This is a genomic window from Pseudomonas sp. N40(2020) (assembly GCF_014472415.1).
In the GTDB taxonomy this organism is placed as follows: Bacteria; Pseudomonadota; Gammaproteobacteria; order Pseudomonadales; family Pseudomonadaceae; genus Aquipseudomonas.
This window is the reverse complement of record NZ_JACSZV010000001.1, coordinates 20,597-38,964: the sequence shown is the minus strand read 5'-3', so window position 1 is coordinate 38,964 and position 18,368 is coordinate 20,597. Positions and strand designations below refer to the sequence as shown.

General features: G+C 55.1%; 25 protein-coding genes. 8 read left to right on the top strand and 17 right to left on the bottom strand.

What is annotated here, in order from left to right; genetic code table 11:
- Positions 1-42 precede the first annotated feature (42 nt).
- From IAI51_RS00240 to IAI51_RS00180, 12 genes are read right to left on the bottom strand one after another with little or no spacing between them, the layout of a single operon-like run.
- The gene (locus tag IAI51_RS00240; RefSeq protein WP_187676655.1) at positions 43-429 is read right to left on the bottom strand and encodes an antiterminator Q family protein; all 387 of its coding nucleotides are present in this window, start codon (positions 427-429) and stop codon (positions 43-45) included.
- Entirely contained in the window at positions 426-710 is a 285-nt protein-coding gene (locus IAI51_RS00235; RefSeq protein ID WP_187676654.1) for a hypothetical protein, read from the bottom strand. Before IAI51_RS00235 ends, IAI51_RS00240 begins: the two co-directional genes overlap by 4 nt.
- Positions 707-2,080 carry a replicative DNA helicase gene (locus tag IAI51_RS00230; protein ID WP_187676653.1) on the bottom strand — a complete coding sequence of 458 codons (1,374 nt, stop codon included), beginning with the start codon at positions 2,078-2,080 and terminating at the stop codon, positions 707-709. Before IAI51_RS00230 ends, IAI51_RS00235 begins: the two co-directional genes overlap by 4 nt.
- Positions 2,077-2,877 carry an ATP-binding protein gene (locus IAI51_RS00225; RefSeq protein WP_187676652.1) on the bottom strand — a complete coding sequence of 267 codons (801 nt, stop codon included), beginning with the start codon at positions 2,875-2,877 and terminating at the stop codon, positions 2,077-2,079. Before IAI51_RS00225 ends, IAI51_RS00230 begins: the two co-directional genes overlap by 4 nt.
- Positions 2,858-3,649, bottom strand: coding sequence for a hypothetical protein (locus tag IAI51_RS27845; RefSeq protein ID WP_262410274.1), 792 nt, complete (start codon positions 3,647-3,649; stop codon positions 2,858-2,860). The genes IAI51_RS00225 and IAI51_RS27845 overlap by 20 nt, the downstream gene beginning before the upstream one ends.
- Positions 3,646-4,011, bottom strand: a complete 366-nt coding sequence (locus IAI51_RS00210; protein WP_187676651.1) for an HNH endonuclease — start codon at positions 4,009-4,011, stop codon at positions 3,646-3,648. Before IAI51_RS00210 ends, IAI51_RS27845 begins: the two co-directional genes overlap by 4 nt.
- A gap of 2 nt (positions 4,012-4,013) precedes the next feature.
- Positions 4,014-4,238 carry a hypothetical protein gene (locus IAI51_RS00205; protein WP_187676650.1) on the bottom strand — a complete coding sequence of 75 codons (225 nt, stop codon included), beginning with the start codon at positions 4,236-4,238 and terminating at the stop codon, positions 4,014-4,016.
- Positions 4,235-4,525 carry a hypothetical protein gene (locus IAI51_RS00200; RefSeq protein ID WP_187676649.1) on the bottom strand — a complete coding sequence of 97 codons (291 nt, stop codon included), beginning with the start codon at positions 4,523-4,525 and terminating at the stop codon, positions 4,235-4,237. Before IAI51_RS00200 ends, IAI51_RS00205 begins: the two co-directional genes overlap by 4 nt.
- Complete coding sequence (locus tag IAI51_RS00195) at positions 4,522-4,854, bottom strand: hypothetical protein (protein ID WP_187676648.1); 333 nt, start codon at positions 4,852-4,854, stop codon at positions 4,522-4,524. Before IAI51_RS00195 ends, IAI51_RS00200 begins: the two co-directional genes overlap by 4 nt.
- Positions 4,851-5,594 carry a Rha family transcriptional regulator gene (locus IAI51_RS00190; protein WP_187676647.1) on the bottom strand — a complete coding sequence of 248 codons (744 nt, stop codon included), beginning with the start codon at positions 5,592-5,594 and terminating at the stop codon, positions 4,851-4,853. The genes IAI51_RS00195 and IAI51_RS00190 overlap by 4 nt, the downstream gene beginning before the upstream one ends.
- Positions 5,591-5,881: a hypothetical protein gene (locus IAI51_RS00185; RefSeq protein WP_187676646.1), complete on the bottom strand. Its 291-nt coding sequence runs from the start codon at positions 5,879-5,881 to the stop codon at positions 5,591-5,593. The genes IAI51_RS00190 and IAI51_RS00185 overlap by 4 nt, the downstream gene beginning before the upstream one ends.
- The gene (locus tag IAI51_RS00180; RefSeq protein WP_187676645.1) at positions 5,878-6,216 is read right to left on the bottom strand and encodes a hypothetical protein; all 339 of its coding nucleotides are present in this window, start codon (positions 6,214-6,216) and stop codon (positions 5,878-5,880) included. Before IAI51_RS00180 ends, IAI51_RS00185 begins: the two co-directional genes overlap by 4 nt.
- Between IAI51_RS00180 and IAI51_RS00175 the strand changes: the two genes are divergently transcribed.
- Positions 6,216-6,464 carry a hypothetical protein gene (locus tag IAI51_RS00175; RefSeq protein WP_187676644.1) on the top strand — a complete coding sequence of 83 codons (249 nt, stop codon included), beginning with the start codon at positions 6,216-6,218 and terminating at the stop codon, positions 6,462-6,464. The two genes, IAI51_RS00180 and IAI51_RS00175, sit on opposite strands and share 1 nt — an antisense overlap.
- Positions 6,465-7,134: 670 nt before the next feature.
- On the opposite strand, the gene IAI51_RS28050 is transcribed toward IAI51_RS00175, so the two are convergent.
- On the bottom strand, positions 7,135-7,428 hold the full coding sequence (locus IAI51_RS28050) for a transcriptional regulator (RefSeq protein WP_187676643.1): 294 nt from the start codon (positions 7,426-7,428) through the stop codon (positions 7,135-7,137).
- A gap of 86 nt (positions 7,429-7,514) precedes the next feature.
- Here IAI51_RS28050 and IAI51_RS00165 point away from each other — a divergent pair, with 86 nt between their 5' ends.
- The 7 genes from IAI51_RS00165 (at position 7,515) to IAI51_RS00135 (ending at position 12,927) form a co-directional block, all read left to right on the top strand.
- Positions 7,515-8,294, top strand: a complete 780-nt coding sequence (locus tag IAI51_RS00165) for an XRE family transcriptional regulator (RefSeq protein WP_187676642.1) — start codon at positions 7,515-7,517, stop codon at positions 8,292-8,294.
- Positions 8,295-8,428: 134 nt separating this feature from the next.
- Positions 8,429-8,749, top strand: coding sequence for a response regulator transcription factor (locus tag IAI51_RS00160; protein ID WP_262410273.1), 321 nt, complete (start codon positions 8,429-8,431; stop codon positions 8,747-8,749).
- A gap of 127 nt (positions 8,750-8,876) precedes the next feature.
- Positions 8,877-9,062: a carbon storage regulator CsrA gene (gene csrA, locus IAI51_RS00155; RefSeq protein WP_187676641.1), complete on the top strand. Its 186-nt coding sequence runs from the start codon at positions 8,877-8,879 to the stop codon at positions 9,060-9,062.
- Positions 9,063-9,324: 262 nt separating this feature from the next.
- Entirely contained in the window at positions 9,325-9,522 is a 198-nt protein-coding gene (locus tag IAI51_RS00150; RefSeq protein ID WP_187676640.1) for a hypothetical protein, read from the top strand.
- On the top strand, positions 9,515-9,865 hold the full coding sequence (locus IAI51_RS00145; RefSeq protein ID WP_187676639.1) for a hypothetical protein: 351 nt from the start codon (positions 9,515-9,517) through the stop codon (positions 9,863-9,865). Before IAI51_RS00150 ends, IAI51_RS00145 begins: the two co-directional genes overlap by 8 nt.
- 186 nt (positions 9,866-10,051) lie before the next feature.
- Positions 10,052-11,230: an Arm DNA-binding domain-containing protein gene (locus tag IAI51_RS00140; RefSeq protein ID WP_187676638.1), complete on the top strand. Its 1,179-nt coding sequence runs from the start codon at positions 10,052-10,054 to the stop codon at positions 11,228-11,230.
- A gap of 20 nt (positions 11,231-11,250) precedes the next feature.
- Positions 11,251-12,927: a DUF262 domain-containing protein gene (locus tag IAI51_RS00135; RefSeq protein WP_187676637.1), complete on the top strand. Its 1,677-nt coding sequence runs from the start codon at positions 11,251-11,253 to the stop codon at positions 12,925-12,927.
- A gap of 388 nt (positions 12,928-13,315) precedes the next feature.
- Here IAI51_RS00135 and IAI51_RS00130 read toward each other — a convergent pair whose 3' ends face one another.
- The 4 genes from IAI51_RS00130 to IAI51_RS00115 form a co-directional block, all read right to left on the bottom strand.
- Positions 13,316-14,941 (bottom strand): diguanylate cyclase domain-containing protein, encoded by a 1,626-nt coding sequence (locus IAI51_RS00130; RefSeq protein ID WP_187676636.1) that lies wholly within the window; start codon positions 14,939-14,941, stop codon positions 13,316-13,318.
- Positions 14,938-16,443, bottom strand: coding sequence for an ATPase domain-containing protein (locus IAI51_RS00125; protein ID WP_187676635.1), 1,506 nt, complete (start codon positions 16,441-16,443; stop codon positions 14,938-14,940). Before IAI51_RS00125 ends, IAI51_RS00130 begins: the two co-directional genes overlap by 4 nt.
- Positions 16,440-16,862 (bottom strand): hypothetical protein, encoded by a 423-nt coding sequence (locus tag IAI51_RS00120; protein WP_222943980.1) that lies wholly within the window; start codon positions 16,860-16,862, stop codon positions 16,440-16,442. The genes IAI51_RS00125 and IAI51_RS00120 overlap by 4 nt, the downstream gene beginning before the upstream one ends.
- Before the next feature lie 434 nt (positions 16,863-17,296).
- Positions 17,297-18,337: a DMT family transporter gene (locus IAI51_RS00115; protein ID WP_187676875.1), complete on the bottom strand. Its 1,041-nt coding sequence runs from the start codon at positions 18,335-18,337 to the stop codon at positions 17,297-17,299.
- Positions 18,338-18,368 lie beyond the last annotated feature (31 nt).

The window sequence follows — 18,368 nt, the reverse complement described above, 5'->3', positions numbered from 1 at the left end:
GGTGCCATGAAAACAGGTGTTTATCTGTACGGAAAGCTTTTTCTACGCAGCTTCAGTAGTTCGATCAATCGCCCCGTCGATCCAAGCCACTCCCGCCTTGATCAGCTCCCATGCCTTTCGCTCAGATATCCCATGCTCCCGCGCAACGCGGTTTGCTGGCCACTTTGCACCGAAGTAATACCAGACAAAGTCACCCATCTGCTGCTCCCGCTTAATCAATCGAGCGAGCGCGGCATCCACGACCAGCGCAACGTCATCGGTGATTACGTATGACTGCGTGCTGGGCTCAGGATTGAACTGGTTCATCATCGCAGCCACCGGGGAGACGTACCGAGGAACACCCATTCCTGCCATTCGCCACGATCCCCACTGCTCGAGCAGGTACTCGGTGTCGCCCAGCGGTTTGTCAACGTATGTTCTTTTCTTCATGCCGCTTTCCTCGGGTTAGGCTCATCCATGCCGAACAGCTCCCGCAGCAGCTTGTCAGCGATCTTGTTTTTTGCGTTGCCTTCAGCGATCCAGAGTCGGGCGAATGCCTCGAATCCGAGATTGGCGCGCGAGGTGTGCCAGTCGGCGATGATGTCCATGAACGCCGCCGAGCCGATCCGGCCATTTGTCTTTTCCAGCAGCAGACGGTTGCCCTGCTTCAGGAACTTGCACTCGACCGCAGTCAAGCTTTTGCGCGGCAGTGCCGCAGTTACGTTACTCATCGGGATGCTCCCCTGTACTGACTGGCGAAGGAGCGGCCGATCTCCACTTCTTCGTTGGATGGCTCGCGGTTGCCGGCGAAGTTGACGAATCGGGCGTACTGCCCCTGCTGCTGAACGAGACAAGAGCCAACAGGCGCGTGCCTGCACTTGGGCATGATCAACTCGGTGACGCCGTTCTGGCCCGCCTCGTCGTCCATGTCGCGATGAACGAGGATGATGCAGTGAGCGTCCGCTTCGATCTGGCCGGAGTCGCGCAGGTCGGAGGCGATCGGCTTCTTGCCTGGACGCTTGGTCGAGTCGCGATTGAGTTGCGCCAGCAGGATCACCGGCACCTCCAGCTCCTTGGCGATGTTCACGATGCCGGTCGAGATCTTGCCAAGCTCAGAGGTGCGGTTGAACGCTTTGCCGTCCGAGCCGATCAGGCCGATGTAATCGATCACCACCACGTCGAGGCCATGAGTGCGCTGTACTTGGCGGGCGATGCTGCGGATGCGTGCCACCGTCAGACCAGACTTGTCGCAAACGAACAGCGGCATATCGAGGATCTTGCTCACAGCCGAGGTCAGCCGCGGCCAGTCATCGTCCTGCAGCTGTCCGTCATCGAGTTTTCGCAGGTCGATACCGCCGATGGACGCCAGCGAACGATTGCCCAGCTCCTCCTCCGGCATTTCCAACGAGAACACCATGCCGACTCCGGCACCGCTGCACGCGATGTGCTGGGCGATCTGCAGACCGAGCGTGGTTTTACCGCTCCCCGGCAGGCCGGCCACGATGGTGACGGTCTTTTTCCGCAGGCCACGGATCATCTTGTCCAGATCTACCAGCCCGGTCGACAGACCAGATTGCAGCGTGCCGTTGAACTTGGAGTCAATGATGTCTATGTTGCGCGTTACCACCTCGTCCATGCGCTTGTAGTCCGGTTCTCCGGTTTGCAAGTCGCGCAGATCCGCCATTGCCAGCTGAGCGCTGGCGATGATCTCGGCGACCGGCCGATTCTCGGTGGCCAGCTCGCGCACCGTGTCAGCAGCGTCCACCAGACGGCGCAGCACTGCGCGCTCTGTCACCACCTTGGCGTAGGCCTTCCAATTGGCAGTGCTGGGCGTATTGCGCGCCAGCTCGCCGGCGTAGGCCATCGTTCGCGTGCCGCTTGGCAGGTACTCGGCGAAGTCATGCAGCGTTACCGGGTCAACCGGGCTGCCGGCCGCGTGACAGCCGATCATCGTTTGGAACAGTGCAGCATTCTCTGGATCGTGGAAGTCCGCCGCAGAGACCTGACTGGTGATGGCGTCGAACAGCTCGCCATCCAGCAACATTGCCCCAAGCAATGCATGTTCAGCCTCATCGCTGAACAGTTCACGATATTCACTCATGCGGTGGCCCTCATCGACGACCAGCTGAAGCCGACGGCTTGACCACCGTTCTGGCGCAGCCGATCGAGCGCGCGATCGCCGATGAACTGGCCCAGAGTGCTAGCCGGCAGGTTCGACACCACCACGGTGGGGCGCACCAGTTGATACCGGCGATCAATGACTTCGTGCAGCAGGCCAAGCTCGTATTCGCTGCCCTTCTGCGCGCCTATCTCGTCGATCACCAGCAGGTCCAGCCCGGCCAGTTCGTTGATCACGTCGCGCTCGGTGTGTTCGGCGCCGCGCACCATTGCGCCCTTGGCGATACGGATTATTTCAGCGGCCGAGACGATGAGCGCCAAGGCGCCGAACTTCCGGATCACCTGCTGCACGATGCCGCTGGCCAGGTGAGTTTTCCCGGTACCGACATTGCCGGTCAGCAACAGTCCGCGGCCGGCGCGGTAGTTCTCCTCGAACTGATCTGCGTAGGCATGGCACACGATCAGCGCTGAGGCCATATCGGCAGTGCTGGTCCGGTAGTTGTCGAGCGTGCATTCAGCAAAGCGCGGTGTGATGCCCGATCCGATCAGCAGCTCGTTCAACGCCGTAGCCTTGCGGCGAGCCAGTGCCTGCGTGTGAGCCTCGCTGCGGGTGTCGGCTGTGTTCATCGCCTCCCACTGGCACCGACGGCAAGCGCGCACCAGGTACGAGCCGTCGAACTGCTCGACCTCAGCACCGTCGACCGTGCCATGCACCGGGCACTGCGCCTCGAAGAAACGAACATCCGGCACGCGGCTGAACTTAGAAATTGGTTTGGCCATGTGGCACCTCCGGATAAGCGTTTGCTTCGTGTTGCGGCAGGTTGGTGAACGTCGAAGGCTTCCCGTTCTTCGCACCAGCGCCTGGCAATACCGAGTCGGGGTAGATGTCAGACCAGCTGCTGGTGGTGGACTTATCCAGCACTGCGTCCGGCTCTGGATGGTTGGCCAACTTCTTGGCGATCAGCTCACAAGCGCGGAGTGTCAGAGGCGCCCGTTTGGCCTTCCGCATTTCGCAGAAGTCTGCCCACGCTTTTTCGGAAGCGTTGGAGGGTCTGGCTGTCAGAGGATCAAACTTGTGAGCCTTCGATTTCCCCTCTCCAACACCTGAAGGGTTTTCAGTGGTTGCTGGTTTTTTCAGTCCTTGCTTATCTTCAATACTTACTAGTGTCGGATTTGCCGTATGCGGTCGAGCCGTATGCGGTTCAGCCGGATGCGGTAAATCCGGAAGCGGTAAATCCGGAAGCGGTGTTTCAGAGACCACGTAACTCACTTCGCCAAGCACACCAGCCTCACTGCGAGGCTGGTCGCGGCGCACGTAGCCGGCATTGATGAGCTCGTCCAAAAGCCCGTAGATCCCGTCTCGCCCGGTCGGCTTTGCAGACTCTGCTGTCTCACCGCGCAGGTGCGCAGGGGAGACTTTCCAGTGGTCAGGTTTACCCAGCAGAAACACCAGCATCCCGCGAGCCCCCCAACTCAGGCGCCGGTCCTCACTGATGTGCTTGCTCAGCAGGTAGAAATTCCCCTCGGGCCGAGGGGCGCGAATGATGCTCATGCCATCACCTCGAAGTAGAATTTCGTCTCTCTGTCGAAGCCGAGCAGCGGGAAAGCTCCCGCCTCCTTCAGCCAAAGAAGCTGGGACTGACCGAACACGGACGTGCCCGTCACCGCCTTCGCTGATAGGTACATGCGGTAGTGTTCCAGGTCCTTTGGACCCTTTGCCAAGTTGCAGGGGTGGCAAGCCGGCATCAAATTACAGATACGGTTGCTCCCTCCGTTACGACGAGCCCTAACGTGGTCGATCGCAAAGTTTTCGAGAGACAGAGTGGTGCCACAATAGGCGCAGCGGCCGTCGGTCTTCGCCAGGACCTGCTCACGTTTTCCCACCCTGGTCTTAACCATCAAATTCATGCTCATGGTCAGATCTCCAGCTCGGCGCAGACGCGGCGTATAAAAGCGTCGTACCCTTCGGCCATCACCAGTCCCTGATCTTCAAGCGCTTGGCGATAGGCCTTGGCGCTTGAGTACATGACCCAGCGATCGCGATCTGGCAGTCCTTTGAATTGGCTGTAGCTCGGCCACGGGCCGGCGATCACGGACACCGGACCTTTCTCCGCGTTTGTAGTTTGCGATTGGTTGATCATTGCAGCGTCTCCCCCTCCATCAGGTAAACGCCAGCCGCCTGCGCTTCTCCGGAGCTACTGCTCAGTCTCAACACCAGAACGCGAAGCGCCATGTTCGCGTTGGCTATGGAAGCCGACAGGTTCCAAGCCGTGTCCGGCTCCAGAAGCAGGTCCCGTGAGTGAGTCAACTCGTCATAGGCTTCGTCGGTGAGGTTGTAGCCCATCGCCGCCAACGTAAGGTTGTCGAACTGCTCGAAGTACTGCTGATCATGGGCAACCTGACGTTCGATTTTGATTTGAGCGCTCATGCCTCACCCCCGTCGTTTTGAATACCGTGCTCCGCGCGCAAGCGCCGCGTTTGCTCGGTCTGAATTTCACGTGGCTCGACGCCGATGATTTCTCGAGCCAGCACCCTCGCGCATATCTGCGCCTCAAGAGCACTCCCGAAAGCCTCTTGCTGGTTGAAATGCCAATGCTCGCGTGAGCCTGGATCGTCTGGACTGCCGATGATCTCGACCGTGGTGTCGAGCAGCTCCCAGATGCGATAGGCAAGCTGCTCGTTGGTGAGAAGGCTCATTGTTTCGTCGTTGATGTGCACGGTCGCTTGAGGCTGTGGAAATTTGAGTACGTTGCTCACTGGGGCGCCTTCTGGACCAGGCGGAACCGGCCCTCAAAATATGGGTGGGTCGCTTGGGTGGCAGTGGCCATCGTTGATTCGGAAACAAAGCGATGGAATGCCGCCGTGACGTGGCTCTTGGACCAGACCAGGTACTGCGAGCCAAGCGCTTCCTCATGGCCGTTACGGACCATGCCGGCGGGGTTCGGCTGGTTTGGCCATACCTTCAGCACGTAGTCGACGACGGCGCCGGAAAGGCCGTGGCGCGCCAGCATCGTTTCCTTGATCCTTGTCAGCGACTGGCAGTTCTGCGGACAGTGATCCCACACCGTCGTCTGGCTCAGGTCCTCAACGCGGCGCTCGATCCGCTCCAGCGCCACTTGCTGCTCCCGCTGCTGCCGCTCCACCGCCACCAAGTGGTTTGCATTGGCGGCGGTGATCTCGGCCTGGGTCATGGGCTGGTTGCGCTGCTGGACCATCTCCCAAAATTCGCGCACCAGCTTTTTCTTGAAAGCCCGAACGATGTCCGTGTTGCGCATGTAGGTCAGCAGCAGAGTGGACTGGGGTTCGTTGAGGAAGGCGTACTCGGTTGGGCGCCCTCCTGTACTTTCGGATTTGAAATCCAGAAGTCCGAACTCCTCCAGGTCTGACTGATAGGTCCGCACCAGCTTGATGACGCTTGCGTGATCGCTAAGCGTTCCCTTGGCAATCGCAAGTGTCGTGGTGACGGCATCGCCGTCTTTGATGATGACGATGGTCATTGAACACCCCCGCGTTCCGGCGCGGATTGCGAGGTTTGTGGCGCCGGTTCTGACTCCCCCAACTGCTTAAACTGGTCGATGGCGCTGTACACACCGCCGAAGCCGGTATCGCTGAAGTACTTCGCAAGTTCAGCCAGAGCGCCGGCGGATTTTCCCCCGTTGTGCAGATGATCAAGGTGGATGGCGCTGTTCAGCGCGCATTGCCATTCGAGCAGATCCTTCGCCGCGAGCAATTGAAACTCAGCCTCTTGAGCCGCTTCTTGCATTGTTGGAAGTGGGCTGTTCATTTGGCGACTCCCTGGTGCGGGATGTTCGCCAGCTTGTACGCGGCTGCAGCGCCAGCGTCGGCCATTGACATCGACAACAGTGCAAGTGAGTTAACGAGCCAGCCAGCGCTCATAGCGAGTTCGTCGGTGAGCTCGTTGTGGTTCGCGGCGTGAGCGATGAGTTCGCCAATAGCGGCGACACCGTGCAGCGTGCTGATCTGAAAGTTGTCGTTTGCGTTTTCGATCAATTGCAGTTTTTCAACCTGGTCGAGCGTCAGTTTCGCCCCCTTTAATGAGCAGGCTGGAAATCCACTCTCAACGTCGACAATCAGCTGGTTCCACATGGGAGATTTCATTGAGCGCCCTCCTCTGCTGCTTTCAGTCCGCGCCCTGCGGAACGGACGAGCGCTGCAACAACATCGCCAATGAAGCCAAGGGTGCGAACTTCAGCGAGATACGCGACCTCACCGTCATTGATGCAATCGCCGAGGCGTCCGCAAAGCTGACTTACCCCGTCAGCGAGATCGGCAGCAATCGACAGGGCATCGACCAGATCTGCGCCCTCATTGACACTGAGAAGGTCGGTGTAACCCGGTCCGAATGAGCAAGGACGCAACTTGGGTAGTTGCGCCGTCGGGGGCGTGGTGCTACTTTCTGATCTCATTTTGGTTTTCCTGAAGCAAAGTGATACCGAGACACCCGTTGGCGCGGGTGCCGACTTGAAGGCTCGACTTAGGTCGGGCTTTTTTGTGCCTGGCGTTTAGGTTTCCTTCATCATCCACGACACAAAATTAATGCAACCCCCTCCCCTGAGAGGGCCGTTACCTACCCGGGACGGGCTGGCGGAATGGTTGTTCGAGCGCGCATATCACATCTCCAAAAATTGCAACTCACACCTATCAGTGCGAAGGCCGAGGGGCGCTATAACGATTAAATTTTTCCGAAAACGCCTGCCTGTCGCCTTTCTGTATTAAGTCGTCGCATTTTCAGGAGTTCCGCGCATGCGCGGAATTTTCAAAGGCCTCACACCTAATGGTGAGTAGCGAGTGATCCTTTCCATTGGGCAGGCAAAAGCCAGCCATTGGAAGTCGCTGAACAGGCCCTGCCGAGGGCCTATTGCTTAAGGTTGCTAAATAGTGGATTTGGAATCCACCGAACTAATCGCACTTAATCGCCACCGCATGGGATGCATCCTTTGCGTTAGGAACAGGATCGGCCTGCCCAAGCATCCGGGTAAGTCCTCCAAATAGGCTGTTCATCCTCACAGTGCCTATCTAACAAGCACTGGATATGCATACAGAGCCATCGGGCCCAGATGCGGGAATTGAGAAAACAGGGGAAGATTCACCTACCTTGTGGCGAGCTTCGAGCTGAGCAATCAGATCGCACAGTGAAGAAGCCTTAATTGCGCCATGAGTGAGGGTTTCAGCAAGGAGCGCCTTTTCAGGGCTAACTTTTTGTGACCCGGACAACCAATAAGAAACCGTGGCTTGAGACACACCTAAAGCCTCGCCTGTCTTCGACTGGCTACCAAAATGATTTATTAGTTCACTGATTTTTTTAGCCACGACGCAGGCCTCTGATAAGTCTTTTTATAGACTGCACAGAAGAACGCTTCTTTGCAAGAGAATAAGTATTTTTATAGGATCGGCAGATGAACCTATCCGACAGAATCAGAACAGCGCGAAAAAATGCCGGACTCACTCAGGCAGAGCTTGCCGAGGTTGTGGGGATCGCCCAGACCGCTATCAGCCAACTTGAGTCGGGGAAAACCCTTAGGTCCTCCTACCTTATCCAAATTGCTAGAGCTTGCTCGGTCAACAGCTCCTGGCTTGCTACTGGGGAAGGCGAAATGCACTCTCCGGAAGACATGAGAAATCTGGGGCGAGCTTTAATTGGCGAGATTTTTTATGACGAGCACGAAGACGACACCAGACTGAACCAAGCCCTACGAGACAGAATTGAATTTCTGAGAGCAGCGAGCAAGATAGCTCCCTCAGATTCCGACTTCGCAACAGATATTCCTTATCTCATTGAGCTCGACGACCCAAGCGATTCCACAAGAACCGTAATAGAAGTCAGCGCTGTCTCGTCGTTAATGCTCAATAACGAAGCACTGAGCAACCAACGCGTTCTTCCCGAAAAGGCTGTAGCAATTGCAATTTCCGGAAATTCGATGAGCCCCGTCTTGAATGATGGGGGATCTGTCGTAGCGAATATGGATGAAAAGCTAGTGGTTGATGGAAAAATCTACGCGATCAATCACGGTGGGCAACTCAGGGTAAAAACCTTATATAGATTGCCCGGCGGCGGACTAAGGATTAGGAGTTTCAACACGTCCGAGCATCCTGACGAGACCTATTCAGCGGCTGAAGTGGAACAGCTCAAGCTCGAGATAATCGGCCGAGTATTCTGGGGCGCCTCATTTTTCTAGGCCATACCCCGCCCTAAAGAGCCGGCGATTTGCCGGTTTTTTTTCGCGCAGGAAAATTTTGCTTATAAAATACAAGCAATCTGCTTGCTTAGATTTATAAATACACTTATATTTCATCCCATCGAACCGCCTTGATGGAGATTGATATGAAAAGGGTAATAACTTTTGGAGCTCTCCAGGGTTTCACTGGAATCCTTGCCGAGCAGGAACTACGCGCAGCTCTTGCGATTTGCGCCGGTTTGGCAAACAAAGAGATCGCCCGCGCGGTTGGCTGCGCTCCTAGTACCGTCAAAAAATCTATAGAGCGCGTGTTTTACAAACTGCATGTCAGTAGTCGATCCGCATTGGTAACCGAGGCATTTAAAAGAGGCGTAATAGTATTCGCAGCTGCTATTCCGCCAGCTCCCGATCACCAGAGCAACCAAGATTCAGAGAAAGGCGTTTTTATCGCGTGATCAGCGGCGTGCGCCTGTGTGCGGACGCAGTCCGGTGATCAGCGAAGCCTGACACATTCCAAGACGATTTTTTGCGAAAGCCAACAACGCGGCCGGGATTCGCTCGGCCTGAAAAAGGAGCAATGCAATGCTGATTCTCACCCGGAAACCTGGTGAAACCATCCGCATCAATGACGACATCAGCATCACAGTGCTTGGCGTCAGCGGTCAGCAAGTGCGCTTGGGTGTCACGGCACCAGCGAACGTTGAAGTACATCGCGAGGAAGTCTACCAGCGCATTCAGGCGGGTCTGCCGAAGGGTGGTCAACGATGATTCGCACTCTTCTAATCTCGCTACTGCTGACGGCGGGTCAGGCAAGCGCCAGCGAACAGGTCATCAGTGTGCAGCACGACAGCCAGCGCGGCGTTACTTGCTGGATCTTGAGCAACAACGGCATCAGCTGCCTGCCGGATAGCTCGCTCCCACAGCAGGCCACCCCATCATGCGAGGCGGGCCGGGCCTCGCAGGCTAGTTTGCCTCAAGAAAACGCGTTGTTCGTGGCCACCCCGCTCCCACAGGTTGAGAGGTTCCAGCTATGACGATCGTGACTCAAGGAACGCATCTGCACCTGCAAAGCGACCTGGAAAAACTCGGCGAGCGACTGATTCGCTTCGGCCAAGCACTCAAAAGCCCTGACACCACTGTCGGGCAGTTGACCGCGCTGGCCAGCTCTTGCGGCATCAAGCTGAAATTGCGAGCGGTTGCTGAGTCGGAGGCTCGCAGTGATGGCTAAAACAATCCTGCGCGTGCGCCAGGGCGCGATCGCCTACTACTTGAACGAGTCATCGGTAGGAGCCAAGAACAGCGGGCGTCGGTTCATCCTGAGCCGCACCACCGACCACGGAAAAACGAAAGACGGTTGGATCAAGGTCAACTCGACAGAGCACAAGGTACTGATCGATGCAACGGGCGATGCCGAGCGGTTCGCCGCCTGCGGCAACTTGTATGCAAGCAAACCGCGTCGCCCACACGTTGACCGTCACCACATTCGTGGAATGGCCGGAAAGTGGGAAGGCGTGGCATTTCCAGCTCGCGTGACGCATGGCCGTGACGCGACACAAAACGCGAACGATTAAAACGTGTCGCGACACGAAGTACGGTGAAGTCATGCGCTATGTGACTGTCAGGAAATTTGCCAGCGAGTCTGGCTACACAGAAGACGCGATCCGCTCAAAGATCCGTGATGGGATCTGGCGGCTCGGTGAGATATGGATCAAAGCGCCGGATGGCCGGACGCTTCTCGACAAAGAAGGATATGAGTCATGGGTAGAGGCGGGCGGGGAGTTCGGGCGGTCTCCGATACGAGTATCGAAATCACGTTCATGTATCGGGGCGCCCGGTGCCGCGAACGGATCACGCTCAAGCCCACCGCCACTAATCTGAAGAAAGCGGAGCAGCATAAGGCTGCGATCGAGCACGCGATATCGATCGGCACCTTCGACTATTCGGTGACGTTTCCAGGATCTGCCCGGGCGGCGAAGTTCGCGCCCGAGGCGTCCCGCGAAACCATGAACGGCTTTCTGACCAGGTGGCTCGAGGCGAAGAAGAAGCATGTCGCGAGCAGTACGTTTGATGGCTATCGAAAGCTGGTCACGCTGCGCCTGATCCCGGCCCTTGGCGACACTATGCTCGTGGACCTGAAGCGCAAGGCGGTGCGAGATTGGCTCGACACCCTAGAAGTAAGCAACAAAACACTCAGCAATATCCAGAGCTGTCTCCGCTCCGCACTCAACGATGCGGCTGAGGAGGAACTGATCGAGCAGAACCCGCTGGCGGGTTGGACTTATACGCGTAAGGCAGCGCCTCCGAAGGAGGACGATATCGACCCGTTCAGTCCCGAGGAGCAGCAGGCGGTGCTGGGCGCGCTCACCGGCCAGGCTCGTAACATGATGCAGTTCGCCCTATGGACTGGTCTGCGCACCAGCGAGCTTGTTGCGCTGGACTGGGGCGACATCGATTGGTTGCGGGAAGAGGTCATGGTGAGTCGCGCAATGACCCAGGCAGGAAAAGGAAAGGCCGAGACAACCAAGACCGCAGCAGGTAGGCGCAGCGTCAAACTGCTTCGCCCTGCGATGGAGGCGTTGAAAGCGCAGAAGGCGCACACGTTCCTCGCAGATGCCGAGGTGTTTCAGAACCCGCGCATGCTTGAACGCTGGGCGGGTGACGGCCCGATCCGCAAGACGATGTGGGTGCCCGCGATGAAGAAAGCCGGTGTGCGCTACCGTCGGCCTTATCAAACCCGGCACACCTACGCCTCGATGATGCTGTCTGCCGGCGAGCATCCCATGTGGGTGGCAAAACAGATGGGGCATACGGATTGGACAATGATTGCGCGCGTCTATGGTAGGTGGATGCCTGACGCAGATATGATGTCGGGAGCCAAGGCTGAGCAGGCATTTAGCCCTATGGTAAGGCCCCTCAGTGAAATGGGCAAAACTTAATGGTCAGGGAGCGAGCTAGAATGTCGCAAGTTCAAGAAATAAGCATTCAACTAGACGGCATTACAAATGTTTTGAAATCTAAACGATTCAAAGTTCCAGCCTACCAGCGCTCCTATGCTTGGGAAATTGAACACGTGGACGCCTTGCTATCGGATATCAGCGAAGCGATAAAGTCCAAAGAAAAAGAATATTTTTTAGGCTCTATAGTTGTTACTGGCCCCATTGGTAGAAGATATGACGTTGTTGACGGCCAGCAGCGATTAACGACAGTAAGCCTGCTTGTATCGGCAATAAGAGATAGATTCAGAAGCGATGAAGACTTTGAGGCCGAGACATCTATAAGAAACGACTTCCTCGCTAGCGTCGACAGAAAAACAAAAGAGCGAGAACCTCGATTAATATTAAACGAGGTAGACAATGAAATCTATCAGGAGCTCATTGATGACCGAAGAGCTATAGATCATAAACGCTATCCTAGGCAGTCTCACAGACGATTAACTCTAGCATCAGATTATTTGGCTGGATATATTGACCGAATATGCCAAGAGGCGCACGACTCTGAAGAAACGCTTCACGAATGGCTGGATTATCTGGAAACAAATTTAAAAGTTATCCTCGTCACCGCGCCAGATGACAGCAACGCCTTCGTAATATTCGAAACACTAAATGATCGAGGTCTGGAGCTTGCAATCTCTGACCTCCTTAAAAACTACTTATTTCATAAGTCGGGAGATAAGCTTGAAGAGGCGAAAGATAGATGGCTGACGATGGTCGCCACACTTGAAAGCGCTTCAGATGATCCCCTAGTCGTCTCTTATCTTCGCCACTTCACAATGTCGAAATACGGACTGGTTCGAGAAAAAGATCTGTTTGGGCTTATAAAGCGAAAAATCACTAGCAAAAGACTAGCTCTACAATTCTCGACAGAGCTCAGCAATACTGCAAAAACATACGCAGCGCTGATAAATAGCGATCACGAAATCTGGCGAAAGTTTGACCAGACTACTCGAGAATCCGTCGTTGCGTTCAACCTCCTTGGCATGGTTCAAGTTCGCCCCCTGCTTCTTACTATACTTGAGAAATTTGAACCCAAAAAAGTGAGCATCGCTTTTAAACGACTAGTAGCTGTGTCTGTACGCTTGCAAATTGTAGGTGGTGCAGGTGGCGGCACACTGGAACGAATTTACAGCGAGGCAGCAAAAGGCGTATCAGAAGGAAAAATTTCGTCGATTGAAGAAATCCTTACCGGTATTTCTGTACTGCCTTCTGATTCCGTGTTTGAGCAGGCCTTTTCGATTGCGGCGATTTCTAAGCCTGCTCTTGCTCGCTACTATTTGAGGAGCCTTGAACAAGGAGCGCCGGATGCTACAGGCGAACTGATTCCTAATGACAACACTCAAAAAGTAAACCTAGAACACGTTCTTCCATTGTCCCCCTCGAAACCCTGGGTAGATGAGTGGATTCCAGAAGAGCTTCGAGCATACCAGCGCCGCCTGGGTAACCTTGCGATCATGTCGGCCAAGTCTAATAGCACTTTCGGAAACGATTCCTTTTCGGAAAAAAAGAAGGTCTTCAACGAATCTCCTTTTTGGTTCACTAAAGCAATTGAAAACTACGAAAAGTGGGACAAGGATGCGATTGAAGATCGCCAACAGCAAATGGCGAAGGCTGCCGTAATAGTCTGGTCACTAAAATAATGACAGCAAAATGGCAGCTTGGCAGCTGAAAAGCTTATAGATCAAGGCTTAGACGGGGGTTCAAATCCCCCCGGCTCCACCAACTCTCAACGACAAGGCCCGCCCAGTGCGGGCTTTGTCGCATCTGGGGCCTTGGAATGTTGCTGGGTGTTGTTGTGGATTGATGCCGATTCACGCCAGCTTCAGCGACTTTTCAGCAACATCCTCTCAGGCGTTCCCGCCTACTGCACACTCCCTTCGAAAGATACACACGTCACATACTCCTGAAGTGTTCGCAGGGCTTTTTGGTCTGCGGTAAATCCTGCACGGGCAGCGAGAACAGTTGATCCAGCAATCAGGATCAAGCCGCGATCACCCAGCATGACGTGCTGCCACCATTACAAAACAGTTATTGGGATTGCGGGTGCAACGGCAGCGTGACGACAAACTTGCTGCCGAGCCCTAAACCACCGCTGGAAACGCTTACCGAGCCTCGGTGTCCCTCGACCAATTCGCGAACGACTGACAGCCCAACCCCCAGTCCTGCACCGTTGTACCCAATGGCGTGGGCATCCTGAACGAAGGGATCAAAAATAAAATCCAGAACCTCAGCGCTAATACCTATACCGGTATCGGAAAAGGTCAAGGTGATGTCATCGCTACTGGTACCGATAGCTAGCTCGATCGAACCATTATTGGGTGTGTACTTGGAGGCATTGCCAAGCAGGTTGCATAAAATTTGCGTCAATCTGAGGTGATCACCATTGATCATCAGCGAGCGACCTGGCTGGCGCACTACAAATTGCTGAAAGCGTAGGTCGATCGCAGGACGACAGACAATGACGGCCTCATCAATGATCGTTGCTATGTCTACAGGCTGGAAGTTCAGTCTGAGCTTGCCTGTCTGGACCATGGATATGTCCATCAGGTCGTCGACCAGCCGCGCAATATGGCTTGTCTGACGTTCAATAATCGCCTGTATGCTCGCCAACCGTTCATGGGAGGAGTGCATCAGCATCCCCGCCACCTGGGTTAGCGGTGTCAGAGGATTGCGCAACTCGTGCGCAACCATTGCCAGAATTTTTTTCTGCTTATCAAGGGCGTCCTCCGCAGCGGCCTGGAGTTGTTGCGCGTTGAGTGCCGTTAATACCAACTGCTCGTTTGCCTCTCGCAAATGAGCACGCCGTCTTTCGTGTTCTCCATGGGCTATGTATTGGTGAGCGCCCGATTTTTTTTGTGCCTGGATAATTGGGAGGTGGGTAGGCAACGGTACTGGAAGCAAGACGGTGCTGTGAAAGGCTACCCCTAGACTATGCCGTTTTGCCCGGTACATCGCCGCATCAGCGCAATCGATCAATGTGTGTGGGTCATCGCCATCTTTCGGGTAATAACTCACCCCGATACTCGCTGCCAGTTGCAGAACCTGATTCCCGATAGGGTGTGGCACTCCAAGCGCCTTGATAATTTTATCGCAGATACCCAATACATCGGCATGGCTGATAGTGCCTTCCAGCAAGATAATGAACTCGTCCCCGCCGTATCGTCCAACCGTATCATTCTTGCGTACTGCGCCACTCAGTCGCAGTGCGGTTTCCTTGAGCACTTCATCGCCGACACTGTGCCCCAAGGTGTCGTTGATCAATTTGAAGTGATTTAAATCCAAAAAGAGTACCGCCAGACCCTCTCCCTCTGGCGTCGTATCTTTGATCGCCTGGGCTAACCGTCCGAGTAACAATCTGCGATTGGGAAGCCCCGTCAAAACATCGAGCTGCGCGGCGTGAGAAACCTCACGCAACGCAGTGGCTGCCTGTTCAACGCCAATTTGGGCTTGGAGAAGCGCGAGTACCAGTTGTTCATTGGCCTCGATTAACTGCCCGGACTGCTGGTTTTCCAGCACTTGGAACTGAGTGTTCGCAACTTTCTGCTCAAGATCATCAAGCTTTATGCGAGCCTCCTGAGTTTTCTGCACAACCTGAGTCAGCTCGATACTCGCAGCAGCGAGCGCTTTTTTGTCGTTCTCCGTTTTGCGGTTCACGAAAGCGTTCCGAGTTCATCCGCCTCAGACCGCGGCATCGACGTTTGATTGTTCTTCTGAGTCGGGCGGCCCCCTAAGAGACCTTCTCGCTCAACAAGCATTTTGCCAATACGAATGCCTTGATCGTCGATTTGGTATAGACGTAACTCATCGGAGTGCTCGCTTGCGCGAACCTTCACCACTGCCATGACTCGCAACAACCGACTTTCAATTTCGATATAGCGCTGAACAATAATCGCGTCGGTCAAAAACGCCGTGCCGTAAGGGCTGAAGCGGAGGTCAGTGTAGCGATCCTCCAGCTCCGAGGTCATCAGCACCGTTACACCAACGCTCGCCAATGAGCTGACCAGGCACGACAACGACTCGCGAAAATCTTCCCGGAAGGTCGGTGCCAAGGCCAATTCGAAACCTGACAAAGAGTCTATGACCACGCGACTGGCTCCAAGACGCTCGATCTCGGCAAGCAGCATATGGATGACCTCTTCGATTGATAAATCAGGGGAACGGCTATCCACCAAACCCACTTGGCCGGTGCTGATCAGGTTTGAAAGTATTGCGTTTTGAGCGTAATTCGGGCGCTGCTCGAACACAGCAATCACGCCGGTTTCTCCGGCCCTGGCCCCCTCTGCAAGGAAGGTTGTCGCAAGAATACTTTTACCAGAGCCGGAAGGGCCCGCAACTAGCAGTGAATACCCTCGTGGTAAACCGCCGCCTAGCATTTCATCCAGGTGCGGAACCCCCATCAGCAGACGAAAACCAAGTGCTGTTGAGTTTTCGGCAGGAGTGCTTGCCTTAATATGGGTAACAGCTGGAGCGAATACCTTGATGCCGGCATTGCTGATGCGAAAAGAGTGCAGGCCCGGTAACGTAGGTTGCCCCCGCATCTTCATGATTTCCATTTTGCGTACTATAGAGTTGCGGAGAACGCTTTGGCGCAACCAAATGAGCCCATCGGCTACGGTGAAAACGGGGTTGCTTTCCGTTTCGTTAAAATATTCGCCAATCAAAAATGTGGTGGCCTGCCACGTCGTCATCATCATTCCCAACTGCTGGACGAACTGCTGAAGTTTATTGTTCGGGTTGCTCTGGGTACTGCTCGCCAGCACCACTGAACGGAAAGAGTCGACGAAAACTAGTGATGGGGCATGAGTTTCAACCTCGGCCACAATCCGTCGCAAAACTTCATCCAGGTCGCCAGTAAGCGTATCGTCAATCAAGTTGATGTACCGGATCGAACGCGTCACTGCTTCGTTGTCGAAGAACTCAAACTGCTGCTGATATCGCAACATCTTTAATGGCGGCTCACCCAGCACAGTGAAATACAGAGCTGGCCGTTCCGGTGTAGCGAGGGCGAACATCATTTGATGCGCCAGCGTTGTCTTTCCGCAGCCCGGTGTACCGGCGATCAGATTGAACGAGAACTCCGGCAATCCTCCGCCTAGCACCTCATCCAGTCCTGGCACACCTGTGCGCAAGCGATTGATTGTCACTTTGGTATTCATGACGAGGTATCCTGGGCGGGAGTGTCGCTAAGAGAGTTTTCCCAAACAGCCTGCAACAGACGTTCGGATAGAGAAGAGCCTATGAACGAGATAAGTAGCTCATTCAAAGTCTTCAGCAAGTCGTCACCATATGTTGTGGCTGTGTCGCTGGTTTGCTGCGCGAGCAGGAGTCTCAATCCAGAAAAGTCTTTCTCGAGGCTGTCGTTGAGGATGGAGAGACAAGTATGACGTGAGGCGCAAATAAAGACGCTTCGCCTATAAAGCGCAAACACGCCTTCCTGCCCAATAATCGGCGCGAGAATAGTATGAATATCCCCGAATGTTGCCACTACCGCATTAGCAATTTGTCCGGCGCTCGGAGTGTTCCCGGCACGTTTAGCCGTCGATGCCGAAATCCTGCAGCTATCATCCCTTTCCATGGGTAAGTATCACTTCATGATGCTATTTCTAGATAGTACACCCTGCCCCCCTGATCAACGGGTCTATTTTCAGCAAGGGATCTTTCGTGCGACGACCGGTGTTGTAGAGATCACGAATAAATAAAAGTTAACGCTTCCATTCTCCGGCTTTTAACTCTGACGTGTTGGATAGGTGGACACCGTTACCCTTAGCTTAGGTATCCGTTCAGTGTGTTGTCCAAACGCATACTTTAAGGTTCTGGTTTGCGCTCGATGACAGGTTCTCGAAATACCGAGCACGCCTCCGATTCTGGCTATACGCCACCACTCGACACTCCGCTTTCAGCGGTTATCCTCCCTTTTCGAAAATGCTCTACGCCAGCAGCGAGTTGGTCTCAGGATGAAAAGGATTTTGCGTCCCAAAAACTCCAGACTCCCCGACCCGCTTCAATTCATTAATGCCGATGCCGATGATGAACATCGGGAAAATGCGCATGGCTGTGGCTTATCGGAGTATGCCCATGCGGATGACTGTGCGGCTCGGTGCCGTCCCACGCAAAGTCATGTTCATGCTGGTGATGTTCGTCGTGGGTATGGCGATGGTCGTGCTCTAGCGGTTCATGTTGATGCTCGTGTGTATGGTTTTCCATCAGGTGAACCCAGACACCGAAGGCCATCAGCGCTGCCGCGAGAGCGAACATCAGCGATACCGACTCGCCCAGCACCATGATCGAAATAACCGCGCCGAGAAACGGCGCCGTGGAAAAGTACGCGCCTGTACGAGCGCTGCCCAGTCCGCGAAGGGCGAGAACGAACAGCACCAGGCTGACACCGTAGCCGAGAAATCCCACCAGCATGATTGAGACCAATGAGCCCGCAGCAGGCAGTTGCATGCCGATGACCAATGCCAGAGAGCAATTGACCACACCGGCCGCCAGACCTTTGCTGCCGGCGATAAACAGCGCGTCCGAGGCCGAGACTTTGCGGGTCAGATTGTTATCGATCGCCCAACACAAACAAGCGAAAGCCACCGCCAGCGGCCCCGTCCAGTCATGGGCCGTCGCCGTCTCTTGTGGCCATGCCAGCACGACACCGCCCAGGACAATCGCGATCATGCCGATCACGATCCGGCGATCAGCATTTTCCTTGAACACCACCCACGCCAGCACCGCCGTCAGCACCGACTCAAGATTGAGCATCAGCGAGGCTGTGGCCCCGGTCGTTCGAGTCAGACCGAACATCAGGGCGGTCGGCGCCAGTACACCGCCAAAGACAATGGCCCCGATCAGCCAGGGCCACTCCTCTGCCGTTAGCCCTGAACGCTGCCACGCTCGATCGCGAACAACACGAACAGCGCCAAGCCCCAGACCACTTCCCAGATAGAGCAGCCCGGCCAACAGGACGGGGTTTGTATCCACCCCCAAAAGCTTGGCGAGTGGCGTGCTGGCGCCGAACAATGCCGCAGCCGCCAACGCGTAGAGAACATTCAAATTCATAATGGAGCCGCCCTGTCTGGCCCAATGCACA